The 19021-nt window shown below is 72.4% G+C and carries 5 protein-coding genes; all 5 read left to right on the top strand.

The window, feature by feature from the left end:
• The first annotated feature begins 32 nt into the window (after positions 1 to 32).
• Positions 33 to 893, top strand: coding sequence for a peptidase inhibitor family I36 protein (locus tag AJAP_RS12170; protein ID WP_038510776.1), 861 nt, complete (start codon positions 33 to 35; stop codon positions 891 to 893).
• A gap of 194 nt (positions 894 to 1087) precedes the next feature.
• Entirely contained in the window at positions 1088 to 1411 is a 324-nt protein-coding gene (locus AJAP_RS12165) for a helix-turn-helix domain-containing protein (RefSeq protein WP_038510774.1), read from the top strand.
• Between the two features lie 84 nt (positions 1412 to 1495).
• Positions 1496 to 3943, top strand: a complete 2448-nt coding sequence (locus AJAP_RS12160; RefSeq protein WP_038510772.1) for an ATP-binding protein — start codon at positions 1496 to 1498, stop codon at positions 3941 to 3943.
• Positions 3944 to 4058: 115 nt separating this feature from the next.
• A complete protein-coding gene (locus AJAP_RS12155; protein WP_038510771.1) occupies positions 4059 to 11999 on the top strand; it encodes a non-ribosomal peptide synthetase in 7941 nt (2646 codons plus the stop codon).
• On the top strand, positions 11996 to 18907 hold the full coding sequence (locus AJAP_RS12150; protein ID WP_038510769.1) for a non-ribosomal peptide synthetase/MFS transporter: 6912 nt from the start codon (positions 11996 to 11998) through the stop codon (positions 18905 to 18907). The genes AJAP_RS12155 and AJAP_RS12150 overlap by 4 nt, the downstream gene beginning before the upstream one ends.
• The last annotated feature ends 114 nt before the right edge of the window (positions 18908 to 19021 follow it).

The raw sequence follows: 19021 nt of genomic DNA, 5'->3' as shown, positions 1-19021 counted from the left end.
CAAAGGGAAAGGGAACGTCGTTGAGAAGAGTGATGGTCGCACTGTTCGGCATGGTATTGGCGTTGAGTGGCACCCTCCTGTTCACCCCGGCGGCGCAAGCCGCGACGGCACGGAACGGCGTCTGCGAAGACGGCGAATTCTGTTTGTACTACAACAGCAATCAACAGGGATCGGTCAGCGATTTCGACGCGTCGGTCGGCAACTACGGCACGGGCGCCGACTGTTATCACTTCCTCGGCGCGGGGGCGGGAAAGGGCCTGTGCGTGAGGAACAACGCGGCCTCGGTGTGGAACCGGCGGGACGCGGTGGTCACCGTTTTCTTCAAGAACGGCTGGACGGGCCCGATCGACTCGTTTCCGCACGGCGCCAAAGGAAACCTGACCTCGACGTACAACGAAAACGTCGGTCATCTGCTCGGCCTGCCTGGAAACGAATGGCTGGAGACCGGGCTTTACCACAGCGACTCCGGCCGTATCAGCTCTTATTTCGACGGCTACGTGAGCACGTCGGGAAGGCACGAGGGCATCGACTTCGCCCGGGGCTTCGGCGTTTCCGTGTATTCGATGACCCAGGGCCAGGTCATCAGGAAGACCGAAGGCAGCAACGGCAGCGGCGGCCTGTCCACGTTGGCGATCTACAATCGGGATCAGGATTTCACCATCATCTACCTGCATCTCAATCCGTCGAACGGCCTCGCGGTCGGTGAATTCGTCAGCCGTGGCCGGCAGATCGGCACCGAGGAGTATCGCGGCGCGAGCTCCGCGCACACGCATGTCGAGTACCGGCCGGGCAGGCACGAGAGCGCGTCGGACAGCACCGGCGATCCGGTTCTCGACAATCCGAGTCCCTCGTTGTTCTGGCGGAACCACGGCTACAACATCTGCTGCGGATAACGCCGCCGGGCCCGTTCGGCTCACCCGAGCCGAACGGGCTTCCCCGGTGGGACCGGCACTTCTTCGGTGAAGTTTCCGGTTGTCCCTCCGCCTGCCGCCTGCCGACCATGATGCGGCATCGCTGAGCGAAGCGGAGGACGCCAGTGACTCAAGTCGTGCACACGGGACCGCCCCTGCCCCGATACCTCGGACAAGTGACCAGCGCCGCCCCCGCGCCGGACACGACGAACCCGGCGGACGAGGGTCCGGCCCGTTTCGGCAGGTTGCTGCGCAGCCACCGGACCAGCCTCGGCGCGACCCAGCGGCTTCTCGCCGCCCGCTCGACGGTCAGCGTCCGGGCGATCAGGGATCTCGAGCACGGCCGCGTCGACCGGCCCCGCCGCGACACCGTCCGGCTCATCGCGGCCGGGCTCGGCCTGTCCGGCCAGGCTCGCGCCGACTTCGAACGAGCGGCGGAGCGATCCGCCAAGGCCGCCGGCACGTCAGCGCCGGGAACGCACCGTCTCTTCACCCCCTGAGCTCCGGCGTTTTCGACCAATTTCGATCAAAATCTTCCCCGAACCACCGTTTTTCGGTGTCGCACCCGATCTAACATCCGCGAAATGGACCGTGGGCCGAGTTCGCTGCTGGGTGAGGCACGGCGGGATGCCGGGCTGACGCAAGAGGAGCTGGCGGAACGCACCGGGTTGACGGTGCGGAGCATCAGCAACATCGAACGCGGCCGGGTCGCCAGGCCACGGCGCCATTCGGTGGAGGCGCTGGCGCTGGGGCTGGGTCTCCAGGGCGAGCAGGCGAGCCGGTTCGTGCGGCACTACTGCCCGGACGCGGTTTCACCTGCGAAAACGCCGGTCGTTGCGGTGCCCGCGCAACTGCCTTCGGGGATCACGTCGTTCATCGGGCGTCAGCGGGAGATCGACGTGCTCGACGCCCTCCATGGCGAGAAGGCCGGCGCGGGTGTCCTCGTGGCGGTGCTGGAGGGCATGGCCGGGGTCGGCAAGACGTCGTTGGCCGTGCAATGGGCGCACCGCGTCAAGCAGGACTTCCCCGACGGGCAGTTGTTCGCGAACCTGCGTGGGTACGGGCCGGGGGCGCCGGTCGATCCGGCCGAGGTGCTGCGGTCGTTCCTGCGGGCGCTCGGCGTGCCCGTGGCGGATGTGCCCGCCGACCTCGACGACCGGGCAGCGTCGCTGCGCAGTGTGCTGGCCGGCCGTTCGGTGCTCATCGTGCTGGACAACGCCCGCTCGGCGGACCAGGTCCGGCCGCTGCTGCCCGGGCACGCGGGTTGCGCGGTGGTGGTGACGAGCCGCGCGGCCCTGCACGGGCTGACGATCAGCGCCGACGCGCACCGGGTGCCGGTGCCCCTGCTGACCGAACGGGAGTCGTTCTCCTTGCTCGACCGGTTGGCGGGCGACGGACGAAGATTCACCGACCGCACCGCGCTCGCCGACATGGTGTCGGGATGCGGCGGCCTGCCCCTCGCCCTGCGCATCGTCGGTGAACGGCTCGCGCACCACCGGAACCTGGCGAACGTGGCGTCCTCGATGCGTTCGGCCGGCGGCCGGCTCGCCGCACTGACCACCGAAGAGAAGACCACCTCCCTGCCCTCCGTGCTGTCCTGGTCCTACGACGCGCTGCCCGGCGACGTCGCGTCGGGCCTGCGTCTGCTCGGACTCCACCCCGGCCCGCACTGGGACACCGCCGCCGCGGCGGCTCTGCTGGGCACCGATCCGCCGGAGACCCGCCGGCTCCTCGACGCGCTCGTCGACAGTCACTTGCTGCTCGCGCACCGCGCGGACGGCCGGTTCGAATTCCACGACCTGGTCCGCGACTACGCGCGCGGCCGTGCCGACGAGGAACCGGCGCGGCGGCGATCGGCGGCCCTGCGCCGGCTCGCCGAGCATTGTGTGGCCGGGGCGGCCGACGCGGCCGGGTCGATGGGGGCGGGCGACCCCAACCGAAGACCGCTGCTCACCCCGATCGCCGAGAACGTCAGGTTCACCGGCGCCGAAGACGCGGCGACCTGGCTGGCGGCGGAGATGCCCACCTTGATCGCCATCGCGGAACAGTCGTCGGCCACCGGCGACACCTACGCCCGCGACCTCTCGACCGTGCTGTGGCAGGTGTTGCGGGTCCACGGTCACTACGGCGCGCTGCGCACACTGCACCGTCTCGCGCTCGGCGAGGCACAGCGGGCGGGCGATGCCATCGGCATCCAGCAGGCGCTCGTCGACCTGGCGGCGATCTGCGCCCGGCTCGGCCATTTCGACGAGGCCGTGACACATCTGACCCGCTGCCTCGACGTCGACGCGAGCCCGGTCGCCACCGGCCGCGCCCTGAACATCCTCGGCACCGTGTACGGGCAACTGGGCCGCTACGCCGACGCGGCGGACCACTTGAGCAGGGCGGTCACGGTTTCCCGGGACAACGGCGACCGCCTCAACGAGGGGCGCGCGCTGTCCAACCTCGGCTTCGTCCACGAACGCCGGGGCGAACTGGACGCCGCTCTCGACTGCTATCGGCAATGCCTGACCAACGCCCAACGCATCGGTGACCGGCTGAGCGAAGCGATCGCGCTGCACAACCTCGGAGACGTGTACCGCGCGCTGGGCCGGTGGACGGAGGCCCACGACCACCTCGGCCGATCGCTGACGGTCAGCAGGGCCGAGGGCCACCGGGAGGCCGAAGGATACGCACTGGCCTACCTCGGGCTGGTGCACCTCCGGCAGGACGACGCGGCGGCGGCCCGCGTGCACCAGGAGGCCGCGCTCGACATCGCGGTGGCGACGGGCATCCGGCCGCTGGAGACCCTCGTGCACAACGGGCTCGCGGACAGCGCGCTGGCCCGCGGTGACCGGCCCACCGCGCTCGCGCACTACACGCGGGCCGCCGAACTCGCCCGGCTGACCCGCGAACCGCATGAGGAGGCCCGCGCGCTGACCGGTATCGCCGCGACCCACGACGGCGTCGGCGCGCCGGACAAGGCCAAGCCGTATCGCGAACGCGCGCAATCGCTGTACGACGCGATGGGTATCGCGATGGTGCCGTCCTGACCGGAAGTTGCCGTCCGCACAGTTTCCGGTCGGGTTTCCTGGTCCGGGCGGCGTCCCGGAAGTTCAATCTGCCGAGGTCGGCGAACTCCGGCCGGGTCACGAGGGGATTCAGCGGTTGCGGGCAGATCTGGGCGGATTCGAGCGGGTACACGAGGCGTTCGAGGCGCAGGCGAAAAGGACACCCCACCGCTGCGCGCTCGTCGCGGGCGACGAGCGGCTGAGCTACGCGCGGCTGGACGAGGCCGCGAACACGGTCGCGTACGCGCTGCTCCGTCGCGGGGTGGCCCGCGGTGACCTCGTCGGCGTCTGCCTGCGCCGCGGCCGGTGGCTGGTCCCCACCCTGCTGGGGGTGCTGAAGGCGGGGTGCGCCTATGTCCCGTTGGACCCGGCCGCTCCTCCTGCGCACGGCGCGTCGGTCGTCGCGGACTCCGGGCTGTCGCTGGTGGTGGCGGACGAACCGGATCCGGTCGCGCTCGCGGACGCCGACGTGCCGGTGCTGGCCGTCGGGGACGTCGCCTCCGCGCCCACGGCCGCCCCCGCTGTCCCGGGTTCCGGCACGGACCTCGCGTACGTGATCTACACGTCCGGCTCCACCGGCAGGCCGAAAGGTGTCCAGGTCGAGCACCGCAACGTGCTCGCGTTGCTGGCGTGGGCGGCCGCGACCTACGGCGACGACGAGCTGCGAGGCGTGCTCGGCGCCGCGTCGGTCTGCTTCGACGCGTCCGTCGCCGAAGTCTTCCCGCCCCTGGTGACCGGCGGGAGCCTGGTGCTCGCCGAGAACCTGCTCGCGCTGCCCGGGCTGGCCGCGCGGGACGAGGTGACGTTCGTGCAGGGCGTGCCGTCCGTCCTGGCGGTGCTGGCGCGGACCCCGCTCCCGCGTTCGGTGCGGACCGTAGCGATCGCGGGTGAGGCCCTGCACCGGTCGCTCGTCGACCGCCTCTACGCCAACGAGGGCGTGCGGCGGATCGTGAACTGTTACGGCCCGACCGAGGCGACGGTGAACTGTTCGTGCCACGAAGTCGGCCGGGACGAATCGGCCGACCCGCCGATCGGGACCCCGCTTCCCGGCGCCGCGTTCTCGGTGCGGGATGCCGACGGTCGCGCGCTCGGTGACGACGAGGTCGGCGAGCTGTGGGTCAGCGGGACACTCGTCACCCGCGGGTACCTGGGGCAGCCGGAGCTGACCGCCGAGAAGTTCGTGGTCGACTCCCGCGGCGTCCGGCACTACCGCACCGGCGACCTGGTCCGATGCCGCGACGGCGTGCACCACTTCGTCGGCCGCGCCGACGACCAGGTGAAGGTGCGGGGCTTCCGGATCGAACCGGGACAGGTCCAGGCGGCGCTCCTCACCCACCCGGCCGTCGGCAACGCGGTGGTGCTCGCGCCCGCCGACGAGCACGGGGAACGCAGGCTCGTCGGGTTCGCCGAACCGGCCGGGGCCGCGGTGACCGAGCAGGAACTGTTGCGGTGGCTGCGCTCGCGGCTGCCCGCGCACCTGGTGCCGTCACGGATCGCCGTCCTCGACGCGATCCCGCTCGGCACGACCGGGAAGGCGGACCGGACCGCGCTGGCGGCGTGGGTCTTCGACCGCGAGGACACCGAGTACACCGCCCCGGGCACCGAGGCGGAGCGGCTGGTCGCCGAGGAGGTCGCTGCCGCGTTCGGGCTGCCGGGGATCGGTGTGCACGACCGGTTCTCCGAGTCTGGCGGGCATTCCCTGGCCGCGGCGCGCGCGGTCGCGCGACTGCGGGAGAGCACCGGCCGGGTGGTGACACTGACGGAGTTCCTCTCCGACGGCACGGTGGCCGCGGTCGCGCGGCGGCTCGCGGACGCTCCGGCCGCCGCGCCTTCCTTGGCACTGGAGGAAAACCCGGGGACCTTTCCCTTGACCGGCACGCAACGGGATCTGTGGACGCTCGCCCAGCTCGGTTCGACCGGCACCGCGACGACCGTCGCGTGGCGGCTGCGGCTGCGCGGCCGGGTGTCGGTGCCCGCACTGCGGGCCGCCGCGGACCAGGTCGTGGCCCGGCACGAGGTGCTGCGCGGCACGATCGGCGACCACGACGGCGAACCGGTCATGGTGGTGGGCCCGCCGGTGCGGGTTCCGGTGGACGTACACGACCTGCGCGGGCTGCCCGACGCGGACCGTCAAGCCGGGGAACTCGCCGCCTCCGCCGCCCGGCACGCGTTCGACCTCTCCCGTGACACGCCGCTCCTGCGGATCACGCTGCTCCGCCTCGACGACGACGTGGCCGACCTGATCGTCGTGTCCGACCACATCGCCACCGACGGCGCGTCCATCGGCGTGCTCATGGCCGAGCTGACCGGCGCACCCGCGGCTTCCTTCGCGCAGGTGGGCGCGGTGGCGTCGCGGGAACGCGCGCTCGCGGCGATACCCGAAGAGCGAGGCCGGCTGACGGCGTACTGGTCGGAAGAGCTGGCGGGCGCGACCCCGCCGGACGCCCTGTTCGACCGCGCCGCGCACGGCCGTCAGCGCTTCGGAGGGGAACGGATCAGCACTCCGCTACCGGGATCGCTGGGGTCAGCGGTGCGTGCGCTGGCCGAATCGACCGGGGTGACGCCGTTCGCGGTGTACCTGTCGGCGCTGGGACTGCTGGTCGGCGAACTGGTGCGGGGCCAGGACGTGCTGCTGGGGATGGCGGCCGCGCACCGGGACCGGCCCGAGCTCGAGCACACCGTCGGGCCGCTCGTCGACGTCCTGCCGGTGCGGTTGCGGCTCGACGCGGACACGTCGTTCCGCGACCTCCTGCGCGCGGCCATGACCACGGCGGCGCGCGCTATCGACCATCGGGGCCTGCCCAGCGGTGAACTCGCCGGGCTGTGGGGCGGCGACCGGCCGACCGGGGTACCGCTCACCCCCGTGTCGATCGCGGTGCAGCCCGACGGCCTGCCGCTGTCGGCGTACGGGCCGGACACGCGGCTGGACCTGCTCGGCGAGCTGCCGACCGGCGGCAGCCACAACCCGCTGACGGTGTTCGTGAACACCCATGTCGGCGGCACCGAGCTGATCGTCGAGCACGACCCGTCGTGGCTCGCCCCCGACCGCGCCCGCTGGTTCTCCCGTTCCCTGCTGCACCTACTGCACACCGCTGTGTCCACACCGGACACCGCGCTGTCCACACTGGAACTGGCGGCCGACGGGGAACTCGCCGTGCTGACGAGCTGGGGCACCGGCCCCGCGCTGCCCGACGACGACGCGGCCGGCGTGCCGGAGGCGGTGTGGCGCACCGCGTCGCGGACACCCGACGCGGTCGCGCTGTCCGCTGAGGGCGGGCAGCTGACGTACGCGGAACTTGTGGGCCACGCCGACCGGATCGCGCGCGTGCTCGCCGCGTCCGGGGTGACGGCCGGGGACACGGTCGGGGTATGCCTGCCGCGCGACGAGTTCCTTCCCGCCGCGCTGCTCGCCGTGTGGCGGACGGGTGCGGGATATCTGCCGCTCGACACCGGACAACCCGTCGCCAGGCTGGCCCAGCTCGCGGACGAGGCCGGCCTGCGCATCCTGCTCACGCGCGGCGGCGCCCAGCCGGTGGCGTCGGAAGTCGCCGACGCCGCGCCGGGCTTGCGCGTGGTCGATGCCGACCGGACCGACGGGGTGCCCTTCGAGCCGGTGCTGCCGGATGGCGACTCCCTCGCCTACGTGCTGTACACCTCCGGGTCGACCGGGCGGCCCAAGGGGGTCGAGATCAGCCACGCGAACCTGTACGCGTTCGTCCGTTCCCGCGGGCTCTGCCCCGGTATGACGCGGGACGACGCGATGCTCGCGGTCGCGCCGCTCGCCTTCGACGTGTCGGCCGAGGAACTGTGGTGGCCGCTCGCCACCGGCGCGCGCTGCGTCGTCGCCGACCGCGACACCGCCATCGACGGTCACCGGCTCGCGCGGCGGATCGCCGAAAGCGGGGTCACCGTCGTCGACCTGACCCCCACGAGCCTGCGGATGCTGCTCGCCGCGGGCTGGGCGGGTGACCCCACGCTGCGGCTGCTGCTCGGCGGCGAGGTGCTCGACCCCGATCTCGCCGCGCGGGTCCGGCCGCTGGTCGGCGAGCTGTGGAACGGCTACGGCCCGACGGAGACCACGGTCGCGGCGACCGCGCACCGGGTCACCGGGCACGACCGGGACCGGGTCCCGATCGGTTCGCCGACGCCAGGCGCGCGGCTGTACGTGGTGGACGAGGCGGGCAGGCTCGCGCCGCCCGGCGCGATCGGCGAGCTGTGGATCGGCGGCACCGGTGTGGCGACCGGCTACCGGGCACAGCCCGAATTGACCGGGCCCGCGTTCGTCGCCGACCCGATGCGGCCGGGCGAACGCTGCTACCGCACCGGTGATCTGGTCCGGTGGCGCCCCGAGGCGACACTGGAATTCGTCGGCCGCGCCGACGACCAGGTGAAGGTGCGCGGCAACCGGTTCGAGCCGGGCGAGATCGAATCCGTCCTGCGTGGACTGTCCGATGTGGACGACGCGGCGGTGGCGGTCGCCGAGGACGGCGTGGACGCGCACGTGATCGGCTACCTCACTCCCCCTACCGTCGACACGGCGGCCGTCGAGCGACGACTACGACGGTTACTGCCCGCCTATATGGTGCCGAGTTCGTGGTGCGCCTTGGACGCGCTCCCCTTGCTGCCCAACGGAAAGCTCGACCGACGCGCCCTTCCGCCGACGCCCGTCGCCCGCCCTGCCGCGGTCGCACCGCTGTCGGAAGCCGAGGCGGTGGTCGCGCAGGTGTGGCGGGAATGCCTCGAACTCGACGTGGAGATCGGCCCGGACAGCGACTTCTTCGCCCTCGGCGGCCGCTCGCTGGCGGCGACCCGGGTGGTCGGCCTCCTGCACACCCGGCTGAGACGCCGGATCACCGTCCGCACGTTGTTCGACCACCCCGTGCTCGCCGACTTCACCGCGCGGATCGACGGGGAAGCCACCCCCGCCGACCGACCGCTCGTCGCCCGCGCGGACCCGTACGCCCCCGCGCCACTGTCACCGGCGCAGCGCATGCTGTGGTTCGCGGCGAAGCTCGACCCGGACAGCGCCGCGTACAACTCTCCCACCGTGTTACGGATCCTGGGCGCACTCGACGAGCCCCGGCTGTACCGCGCCGTCCGCGCAGTCACGACGCGCCATCACGTGCTGCGCAGCCGGTTCACCGAGATCGACGGGGAGCCGGTCGCACTCCTCGGACCGGCCGACGCCGTCCCGATGTCCACTGTGGACGTCCGTGAACCAGATCTGGCCGCGGCGGTGAGAGCGGAGATCCGGCGGCCGTTCGCCCTGGACGCCGCTCCACCACTGCGCGTGGTCCTGTTCCGGCTCAGCCCGGACCATCACGTGCTCGCCCTCACCTGCCACCACATCGCCACCGACGCGACGTCCCAACGGCTCCTGCTGTCCGAAATGGACGCGTGGTACCGCACGGAACCCGATGATCCGCCACTCTCGGTCCAGTACGCCGACCACGCCGTACGGGAACGCGAACAGGACCGGGCGGCGGGGCTCGACTGGTGGGAGCGGCGGCTCGCTGATCTGCCCGCGTTGCGAGTGCCCGCCGACCGGCCCCGCCCCGCCATCGCGGACTGGACGGCCGGCGAGGTCCCGGTCCGGCTGCCCGCGAACGTCACGGAGCGGGTCCGGGCACTGGCGAGCGCGACCGGGACCACCCCGTTCACGGTCCTGCTCGCGGCCTGGCAACTGCTGCTCGCCCGGCTGGCCGGGGTACGGGACCTCGCCGTCGCCGTGCCGCACAGCGGCCGCCGCACCGCCGAACTGGCCGGGATGGTCGGCTTCTTCGTCGACACCGTGGCCGTCCGTGCCGATCTGGGGACCGACGTGTCGGGCCGCGACCTCGTGGCCAGGACACGCGACGCGGTGCTCGACGCGTTCGCACACGCCGACGTGCCGTTCGACGAGGTCGTGCGGCGGCTCGCGCCGGAGCGGGATCCGGCGAGCACCCCGGTGTGCCAGGTGATGATGAACGTCCTCGACGACCAGGCGGCCGCGACGCTCGGCGACCTGGCGGTGACGGTGCTGCCGCAACCGGTCGCCACCGCGCTGTACGACCTGAACCTCGACCTCGCCGAAACCGGCGACGGCTACACGGGCAGGCTCGTGTTCCGCACCGACCTGTTCGACCGGGACACGATCGAACGCTGGGCCCGCTGGTACGGCACCCTCCTCGACCGCCTCACCGACGACCCGGACGCCCAACTGTCCACACTGGACATCCTGAACGCCGCGGAACGTGCCGCGTTGTTCTCCTGGGGAACCGGGAAACCGTTGCCCGCCACCCGGACCGTGATCGCCGACGTGCTCGCGCGACAGTCCGGCGCGGTGGCGACCTCATCGCCTACCGGCCGGCTGTCCTATGCGGACCTGGCCACGTGGTCGGCACGGGGCGCCCGCGGTCTGCTCGCCGCGGGTGTCGCCACCGGCGACGTGGTCGGCGTATGCCTGCCCCGCGACGAATACCTGCCCGCCGGGCTGCTCGCGGTATGGCGGGCCGGTGGCGCGTACCTTCCGCTGGACCCCGGCCATCCCGCGGACCGGATCGCGGCACTCGCCGCCGATGCCGGGATCCGGGTCGTCGCCGCCCGCGGTCCCGCGCTGGACGTGGCCCGCGCCGCCCTGCCGCACCTGACCGTCGTGGACCTGGACAATCCCGTCACGGACGACCGCGCGCTGCGGGAACCGGGCCTGGACGACCTCGCCTACGTCCTCTACACCTCCGGTTCGACGGGCAGGCCGAAGGGCGTCACGGTCACGCATCGGAATCTCGCCGCGCTGGTCCACGCCTTCCGCGAAGTCACCGGCGTCCGGCCGTCCGACACCTGGCTCGCGGTCGCGCCGCTCGTGTTCGACACCGCCACCGGCGAGATCTGGACGACCTTGACCGCGGGCGCGCACTGCGCGATCGCCGACCGGGACTGTGCCGTCGACGGGCACGCGCTGGTCCGGCGGCTCGTCTCGACCGGCGCGACCCGCTTCAACCCGACACCGACCACCTTGCGGATGCTCGTCGCCGCCGGACTTCCCGAGCTGCCGGGACTGCACGTGTTCTCCGGCGGCGAGGCCCTCGACGTCGCGCTGGCGCGGCAGGTCACCGCCCGGGTCGCGAGCCTGCGCAACTGTTACGGCCCCACGGAGACCACCATCACCGCGACCACGCACCTGGTGACCACCGCCGACCTGGCGGCCGACCGGCCGATACCGATCGGCGGCCCCCTCGACGGCACCCTGCTCACAGTGGTCGACCCGTTCGGCCGGACCGCGCTTCCCGGCGCCGTCGGCGAGTTGTCCATCGGCGGTGCCGGCGTGACACCGGGCTACCGCGACCGTCCGGAGCGGACCGCGGCCGCCTTCGGTACCGACCCGTTGCACGGGGTCCGTTCCTACCGCACCGGCGACCTGGTCCGCTGGCGTGCCGACGGCGCGCTGGAGTTCCACGGCCGCGCCGACCACCAGGTGAAGATCCGCGGCAACCGGGTCGAACTCGGCGAGGTGGAGCATGTGCTGCGCGCGGTCGCCGGAGTGACCGACGCGGTGGTCGTGGTGCGCTCCGGGGAGGGCGAACCCCATCTCGTCGGCTATCTCACTCCGTCCACTGTGGACACGGATGTGGCGGCGGCCGTGCTGCGCGGACGGCTACCCGACTACGCGGTGCCTCACCGCTGGGTGCCGCTCGACGCGTTCCCCGTCACCGCGACCGGGAAGGTGGACCGCACCGCGCTACCCGCCCCCGTCGCGCAGACGCGGCCCGACAGCCGGCCGGAATCGGCGGTCGAAGAACTTGTCGCGATGATCTGGGCCGAGGTGCTCGGCCAAGAGCAGGTCGGCGCGCTGGACGACTTCTTCGGCCTCGGCGGACATTCCCTCGCCGCGACCAAGGTCGTCGGCCGTCTCGGCGAGGCGCTCGGGTTCCCCGTCCCGGTGCGCTGTCTGTTCGACCGGCCCGTGCTGCGGGAGTTCGCGGTCGAACTGGAACGGATCGCGATGACCGTACTGGCGGACGACGGCGCCATCGATGTCCAGGCGGGAAGCACGGCATGACCGACTCACTGATCACCCCCGCGCAGCGACGGATGCGCGAACTGCTCGCGGGCCGCGCCGCCGCCGCACTGAGCGGCGGCCCCGCCGCGGAGCCCTCCATCCCCCGCCTCCCTCGCGACGGATCACCGGCGCCGCTGTCGTCCGCGCAGGCCAGGTTGTGGTTCCTGGCCCGCTTCGAACCCGGCGGCCACACCTACAACCTGCCGCTCGTGCTCGACCTGACCGGACCGGCCGACGAGACCGCGCTCCTCGCCGCGGTCCGTGACGTCGCCGACCGCCACGACGTGCTCCGCGGCGTGTACCGGGAGATCGACGGCGAGCCGATGCGGTGCCCGGGACCCGGCGTTCCGGTGTCCACTGTGGACGTGACGGCGGAGGAACTGGACGCCGCCGTGGCCGCCGAGGCCGTCCGTCCGTTCGCGCTCGGCGACCTGCCGCCGATGCGGGCGGTGCTGTTCCGCGTCGCCGCCGACCGGCGTGTGCTGGCGTTGACGTTCCACCACATCGCGATGGACGCCCCGTCGGCCGCGGTCGTGCTCGACGACCTCGCCGCCTGTTACGCGGCCCGCCTCGGCCTCCGCGACGTACCGCCACCACCGGCGCTCCAGTACGCGGATCTGGTGGCATGGAATGATTCCAGGCCGGACACCGCCGAGGCCGATCTGGACTGGTGGCACGAGCGGCTCGCCGGACTGCCCCCGGTGCTGGCGCTGCCGACCGACCGGCCCCGGCCGGCCGTGGCCGGTGACGAGGGCGCCGAAGTCGTCGTCAAGGTGCCTGCCGCCCTCACCGCGCGGCTGCGGGAGATCGCCCGCACCACCGGCGCCACCCCGTTCATGGTGTTCCTGGCGTGCTGGCAGACCTTGCTCGCCAGGCTGGCCGGGACGACCGACGTTCCGGTGGGGGTGCCCGAGTCCGGACGGCGCCACCCGGACGCCGAACGGGTCGTCGGCTGCTTCGTCGACACGCTGGTGCTGCGCACCGACCTGGCCGGGGCGACCACCGGCCGCGATCTGCTCGCCACCGCACGCGACACGGTGCTCGACGCGTTCGCGCACACGGGCGTGGCGTTCGAGCGGATCGTGGAACGGGTCGCGCCCCGGCGCGGGCTCGACGCGTCGCCGATCTTCCAGGTCATGCTCAACGTCCTCGACGAACCGTCACGGACGCCCGAGCTACCCGGCCTGACCACGCGAGTCACCGAACCGCCGGTGCGCGGCGTCAAGTTCGACCTGAGCCTCGCACTGTCCCGGTCCGGTGACGGCTATTCGGGCGGGCTCGCCTACCGCACCGACCTGTTCGACCGGGGCACCGCGGAGCGGATCGCCCGCTGGTTCGTCACGCTCGTCGACGGGATCACCGCGGACCTCGACCGGCCAGTGGCCGAGGTGCCCGTCGAGGTCGTCACCTCGCCGGTGCTGGCAGGACCGGCCCAGGATCGGACCGAACTCCGGCCGGTGCACACCCTGATCGAGGACACCGCCGACCGCTGCCCGGACGCGGTCGCGGTGGTCGGCGGGGCCGGTTCGCTGACCTACCGGCAGCTCGACGAGCGGGCCAACCGGCTCGCGCATCGGCTCCGTGAACTGGGCGTGCGCGCTGACGAGCCGGTCGGGATGTTGCTGGAGCAGGGCACCGATGTCGCGGTCGCGGTGCTGGGCATCATGAAGTCCGGTGGCGCGTATCTGCCGATGGACACCACCTACCCGCCGTCGCGGGTGGCCGCCATCCTCGCCACCGCGAAGGCCCGGATCCTGCTCGCCGAACCCGGCCTCGACATCACCGTTCCCGATGTCACCGTCCTGACCGTCGACGACGCCGTCGCCGCCCAGCCCAGCAGCAGGCCGGGCGTCCCGGTCGCGGGGCACGACCTCATCCACGTCATCTTCACGTCCGGTTCGACCGGCGCTCCCAAGGGTGTCGCGGTCGAGCACCGCAACGTCGCGCACTACCTGTCGGGCATGCTGCCCCGGCTCGGCGACGTGGCGGGCGCGTCGTTCGCCGTGGTCTCCACCCCGGCCGCCGACTTCGGCCTCACCTGCGTCTATGGTGCCCTCACCACCGGCGGCACGGTGCATCTGGTCGAGCGGGACACCGCGATGGACCCGGAATCCTTCGCCCGCTACCTGGCCGAGCATCCGGTCGACGTGCTCAAATGCGTGCCCAGCCACCTGGAACTCCTTGCCCGGCATGGGGATCTGGCCGCCGTGCTGCCGAATCGGCTGCTGATCCTCGCCGGTGAAGCGTGCCCGTGGTCGCTCGTCGAGCGCGTCGAGACAGCCCGGCCCGGCCTGCGGGTGCAGAGCCACTACGGGCACACCGAAAGCACGATGATCTCGATGACCTGCGACGTGGCGACCGTCCCACCGCACGAACGCACCGGATACGTACCGCTCGGCATCCCGCTGCCCGGGGTCGCCGGTCATCTCGTCGACGCGCGCGGCGCGGTCGTTCCCGGTGGCATGACCGGCGAACTGGTGATCGGCGGACCGCAGATCACGCGGGGCTATCTCGGCGACGACACGCAGACGGCGGCCCGGTTCGTGCCCGACCCGCTGGGCACCGGCGTGCGATGCTTCCGCAGCGGAGACCTGTTGCGGATCCGCGCCGACGGCACCGTGCAGTTCCTCGGCCGCGCCGACGACCAGGTGAAGGTGCGCGGCCACCGGGTGGAACTGGGCGAGGTCACCGCCGCACTGCGGGACGTCGACGGCGTGGCCGAGGCCGTCGTCCTGCCGGTCGGTGACGGCCTCGACCGGCGCCTGGCCGCTTGGCTCGTCGGGCCGGGACTCGACGTGGCGACCGTACGCCGGACACTGCGCGAGCGGCTGCCGGACTACATGGTGCCCGCCTCGCTGACCGTGCTGGATCGCTTGCCGCTCAACGCGAACGGCAAGATCGATCGGGCGGCTCTGCCCGACGCCGCCGAGCGTGTGCCCGCGACGCGGCGGCCGGTGGCGACCCCGGCCGAACGGCTCGTGGCGCGGATCTGGAGCGACGTGCTCGGGATCGACGGCATCTCCGCGGACGACGACTTCTTCGCCGTGGGCGGGCATTCCTTCGCCGCGGTGCGCGTGGCGGGACGGCTGGGTGAGGCGCTGCACCGCGATGTCGCCGTGCGCACGATGTTCGAGCACCCCGTGCTGGCCGATCTCGCCGCCGTGCTGGCCGCCGACCCGGACGGCGTGTCCGGCGGCGCACCCATCCCCGTGCGGCCGGATCCCGAAGCACCCGCGCCGCTGTCGTCCGCGCAGGCGCGGCTGTGGTTCCTCGAACTGCTCGGCCCGGGCTCGGCCTATCACGCCGATCTCGTGCTGCGGCTGCGTGGGCCGCTGGACTCGGCGGCGATGGCGCTCGCGGTGCGGGACGTCGCCGCACGGCACACCGTCCTGCGCACCGTCATCGAGGAACGGGACGGGACCCCGGTGGCCGTGCCGGTACCGGCCGACCGCGTCCCTATGTCCGTTGTGGACATCGCCGCCGATCGGGTCGACGCGGCGTGCCGGACGGAACTGGCCCGGCCGTTCGCGCTCGACCGGGAGCCGCCGCTGCGGGCGTCGCTGTTCCGGATCGCCGACGACGAGCACGTCCTCGCGCTCACCGTGCACCACATCGCGACCGACAACTGGTCTCGCGGCGTGATCGGGACGGACCTCGCCGACGCGTACGCCGCCCGGCTCGCGGGATCCGCACCGGACGCGGCTTTGCCCGTCCAGTACGCGGATTACGCCGCTTGGCTGGCCGCCCGCGCACGCGACGAAGACCTGGACTGGTGGTGTGACCGGCTTTCCGGGCTGCCGCCGCTGCTCACGTTGCCGACCGACCGGCCCCGTCCGGCGGTGGCCGGGTGGTCCGGCGGGCACGTCCGGTTCGCGCTCCCCGCCGCGCTCACCGCACGCGTGCGGCGGGTCGCGGCCGAGACGGGCGTGACGCCGTTCATGGTGCTGCTGGCCTGCTGGCAGGAACTGCTCGGCCGCCGCGCCGGTACCGAAGACGTCGCGGTCGGCGTGCCCGAGTCCGGACGGCATCACCCGGACGTCGAGTCGACGGTGGGCTGTTTCGTGAACACGCTCGTGCTGCGCACGGATCTCGGCGGCGATCCGACCGTACGGGAGTTGCTCGGCCGGTCCCGCGAGACCGTGCTCGGCGCTTTCGCGCACGCCGAGACGCCGCTCGAACGGATCATCGAGCGGCTGCGGCCGGAGCGATCCGTGGCCGCGACGCCGATCTTCCAGGTGTTGCTGAACGTCCTCGATCAGCCGGCGACACCGCCCGCCATCCCGGGTGTCGAGGTGACGGCCGTCCGCGACGCGGGCGAGCAGGTGAAGTTCGACCTCAGCCTGGTGCTGGTCAACGACGGCGACACCTATCTCGGTGGCCTCGCCTACCGGGCCGACCTGTTCGACGCCGCCACCGCCGAAGAGATCGTCGCCGACTTCCAGGCGCTCCTGACCGGACTGATGTCCGATGTGGACAATCGAGTCGCCGCGGCCGGTCCGGCCCGCGCCGGGTCCCGCCCGGTCACCGTCCCCAGTCCCGAGCCGGTGACGGGTTCGCGTTCGCTGGAAACGCCTGCAGAGCACCGCGTCGCACAGGCGTGGGCACAGGTGCTCGACGTGTCCGAGATCCACGCCGACGACGACTTCTTCGCCCTCGGCGGCCATTCGTTCACCGCGGTCCGCGCGGTCCGGCTGATCGACGAGCGGTTGCGCGTCATCGACCTGTTCCTGCATCCGACCGTCCGCGAACTGGCCGCCCATCTCGACGCCGGACGGGACACCGACGACGGGCGCCTGCTGCACCGCCTCTCCCCCGCCCGCACGGGCACGCCGGACGTGACGCTCGTCTGCGTGCCCTACGGCGGCGGCTCGGCCGCGGTGTTCCAGCCGCTGGCCACCGAACTCGCCGTCGCCGCACCGGAGATCGACCTGCTCGCCGTCGAGCTGCCGGGCCACGACGTGGCGCGGCCCGACGAGGCGTTCCGCACCGTCGACGAGGTGGTCGACCTGCTGGCCGACGAGATCGGCCGGACCGTCACGGGTCCGGTCGCCGTGTACGGGCACTGCGTCGGTTCGGCGGTGGCCACCGCGCTCGCCGCCCGGCTCGAAGCCGACGGCCGCACCGTCGCCGGGGTGGTCGTGGCGGGCAGCTTCCCCGCCGCACGCCTGCCGGGGAAGCTGTCGGCCTGGCTGCAACGCCGCTTCCCGCGCGAACGCTGGGTCGCGGACCGGCTCTACCGGGACACCCTGCGGGCCACCGGCGGACTGCTGGACGACATGGACGAGGCCGCGAGCGCGGCGATGCTGCACGCGCTGCGGCACGACGCGGGGCAGGCGCAGTCCTGGTTCGGCCGCGCGCTCGACCCGGACGCCGGGCCACAGCCCCGGCTCGTCGCGCCGGTCCTGTGCGTGGCCGGGGCGAGCGACCCGGCGACCGAGCTGTACCAGGAGCGGTACCGGGAGTGGGGTGTGTTCGCCGACCGCGTCGAACTGGCCGTGCTACCCAAGGCCGGGCACTACTTCCTGCGCCACCAGGCCGCCGAGGTCGCCGCACTGCTGCGGGACCGGCTGTCCCGCTGGGCCGCCGGTGACCTGCCGCCGGAAATCGACGACGTCCCGGTCGCCGCGGCCGCGACCCGGCGTGGGCTGCGCGCGTTCTACACCGTGGCGGGTGGCCAAGCCGTGTCGATGATCGGCAACGAACTGAGCGCGTTCGCGCTCGGTGTGTGGGCGTACCAGCTGAGCGGACGCGTCATCGACCTCGCGCTGGTCGTGTTGCTCGCCCGCGTGCCGAGCATGCTGCTGACGCCGGTCGGCGGCGCGCTCGCCGACCGGGTGGACCGCAGGCGGATCATGCTGTGCTGCGACCTGACGAGCGGTGCGGCGATGGCCGTGCTCGCCGTGCTGTTCGCCTTGGGACGGCTGGATCTCGTGACGGTCTGCGCGATCGTCGGCGTCATGTCGGTGGCGTCGGCGTTCCACCGGCCCGCCTACCTGGCGGCGATCGCCCAGCTGGTACCGAAGCCGTATCTGCCGCAGGCCAACGCGCTCGCCGACATGGGCGCCGGGCTCGGCACCGTACTCGGACCCGTCCTCGGCGGTGTCCTCATGGGACTGTCCGGGCTGACCGGGGTCGTCGTGGTCGACGTCGCCACGTTCGCGATCGGCGTGACCACCCTGGTGCTGGTGCGGTTCCCGGACCGGATGTCCTTCACCCGGGTCGAACCGTTCACGAGGGCGGTCACCGGCGGGTGGAAGTTCGTGCTGCGCCGCAAACCGCTGCTGGTGATGATCGGTTATTTCGCGGTGGTCAACTACTTCACCGCCGTGATGTGGGTCGGCCTCACCCCGCTGGTCCTGTCGATCGGCTCGACGGGCGAACTGGGTGTGGTCAGTGCCGTCGGCGGGATCGGCGCGGCGGTCGGCGCGCTCGTCGTGATCACCTGGGGCGGCACCGCGCGCCGGGCCACCGGCATGATCGCGTTCGTCGTCGGCTCCGGGATCGGCGTGGCGCTGATGGGTGCGTGGCCTTCGGTGTTCGTGATCGCGATCGGCCTGTTCGTGCGACTGGCGTGCATGAGCATCGGCAACGCGCACTGGCTGTCGATCATCCAGACGAAGGTCGGCCAGCATCTGCAGGGCCGGGTGCTCGCCATCAACGTCATGCTGGCGACCGCCATGCAACCACTCGGGTTCCTGACCGCGGGACCGCTCGCCGACCTGCTCGGCGGTTTCGCCACGCTGATGGTGGTCTCCGGTGCCGTGCTGGTGGTGTGGGGCGTGCTCGGCCTGCGGTACCGGCCGCTGCACGACATCGAGGAACTGCTGCCGGACGCGGCACCACCCGCGGAGATCGACGCCGACCTCGACCGCGTACAGGCGCTCGCCGACCGGGACCTGGTGCGGTGACCCGGTTTTCGAACAACCTCGATCAAGGTCGTCGCTCAAGATCATTGTCCGGTTCCCCGCGCCGCCGTTAATGTTTGACGTAGCCGAATTACCGGCTGATGGAAAATATCCGAG

It is taken from the genome of Amycolatopsis japonica, assembly GCF_000732925.1.
In the GTDB taxonomy this organism is placed as follows: Bacteria; Actinomycetota; Actinomycetes; order Mycobacteriales; family Pseudonocardiaceae; genus Amycolatopsis; species Amycolatopsis japonica.
Note: the sequence above shows the minus strand (reverse complement) of the source record. Positions and strands in the feature narration are given on the sequence as shown.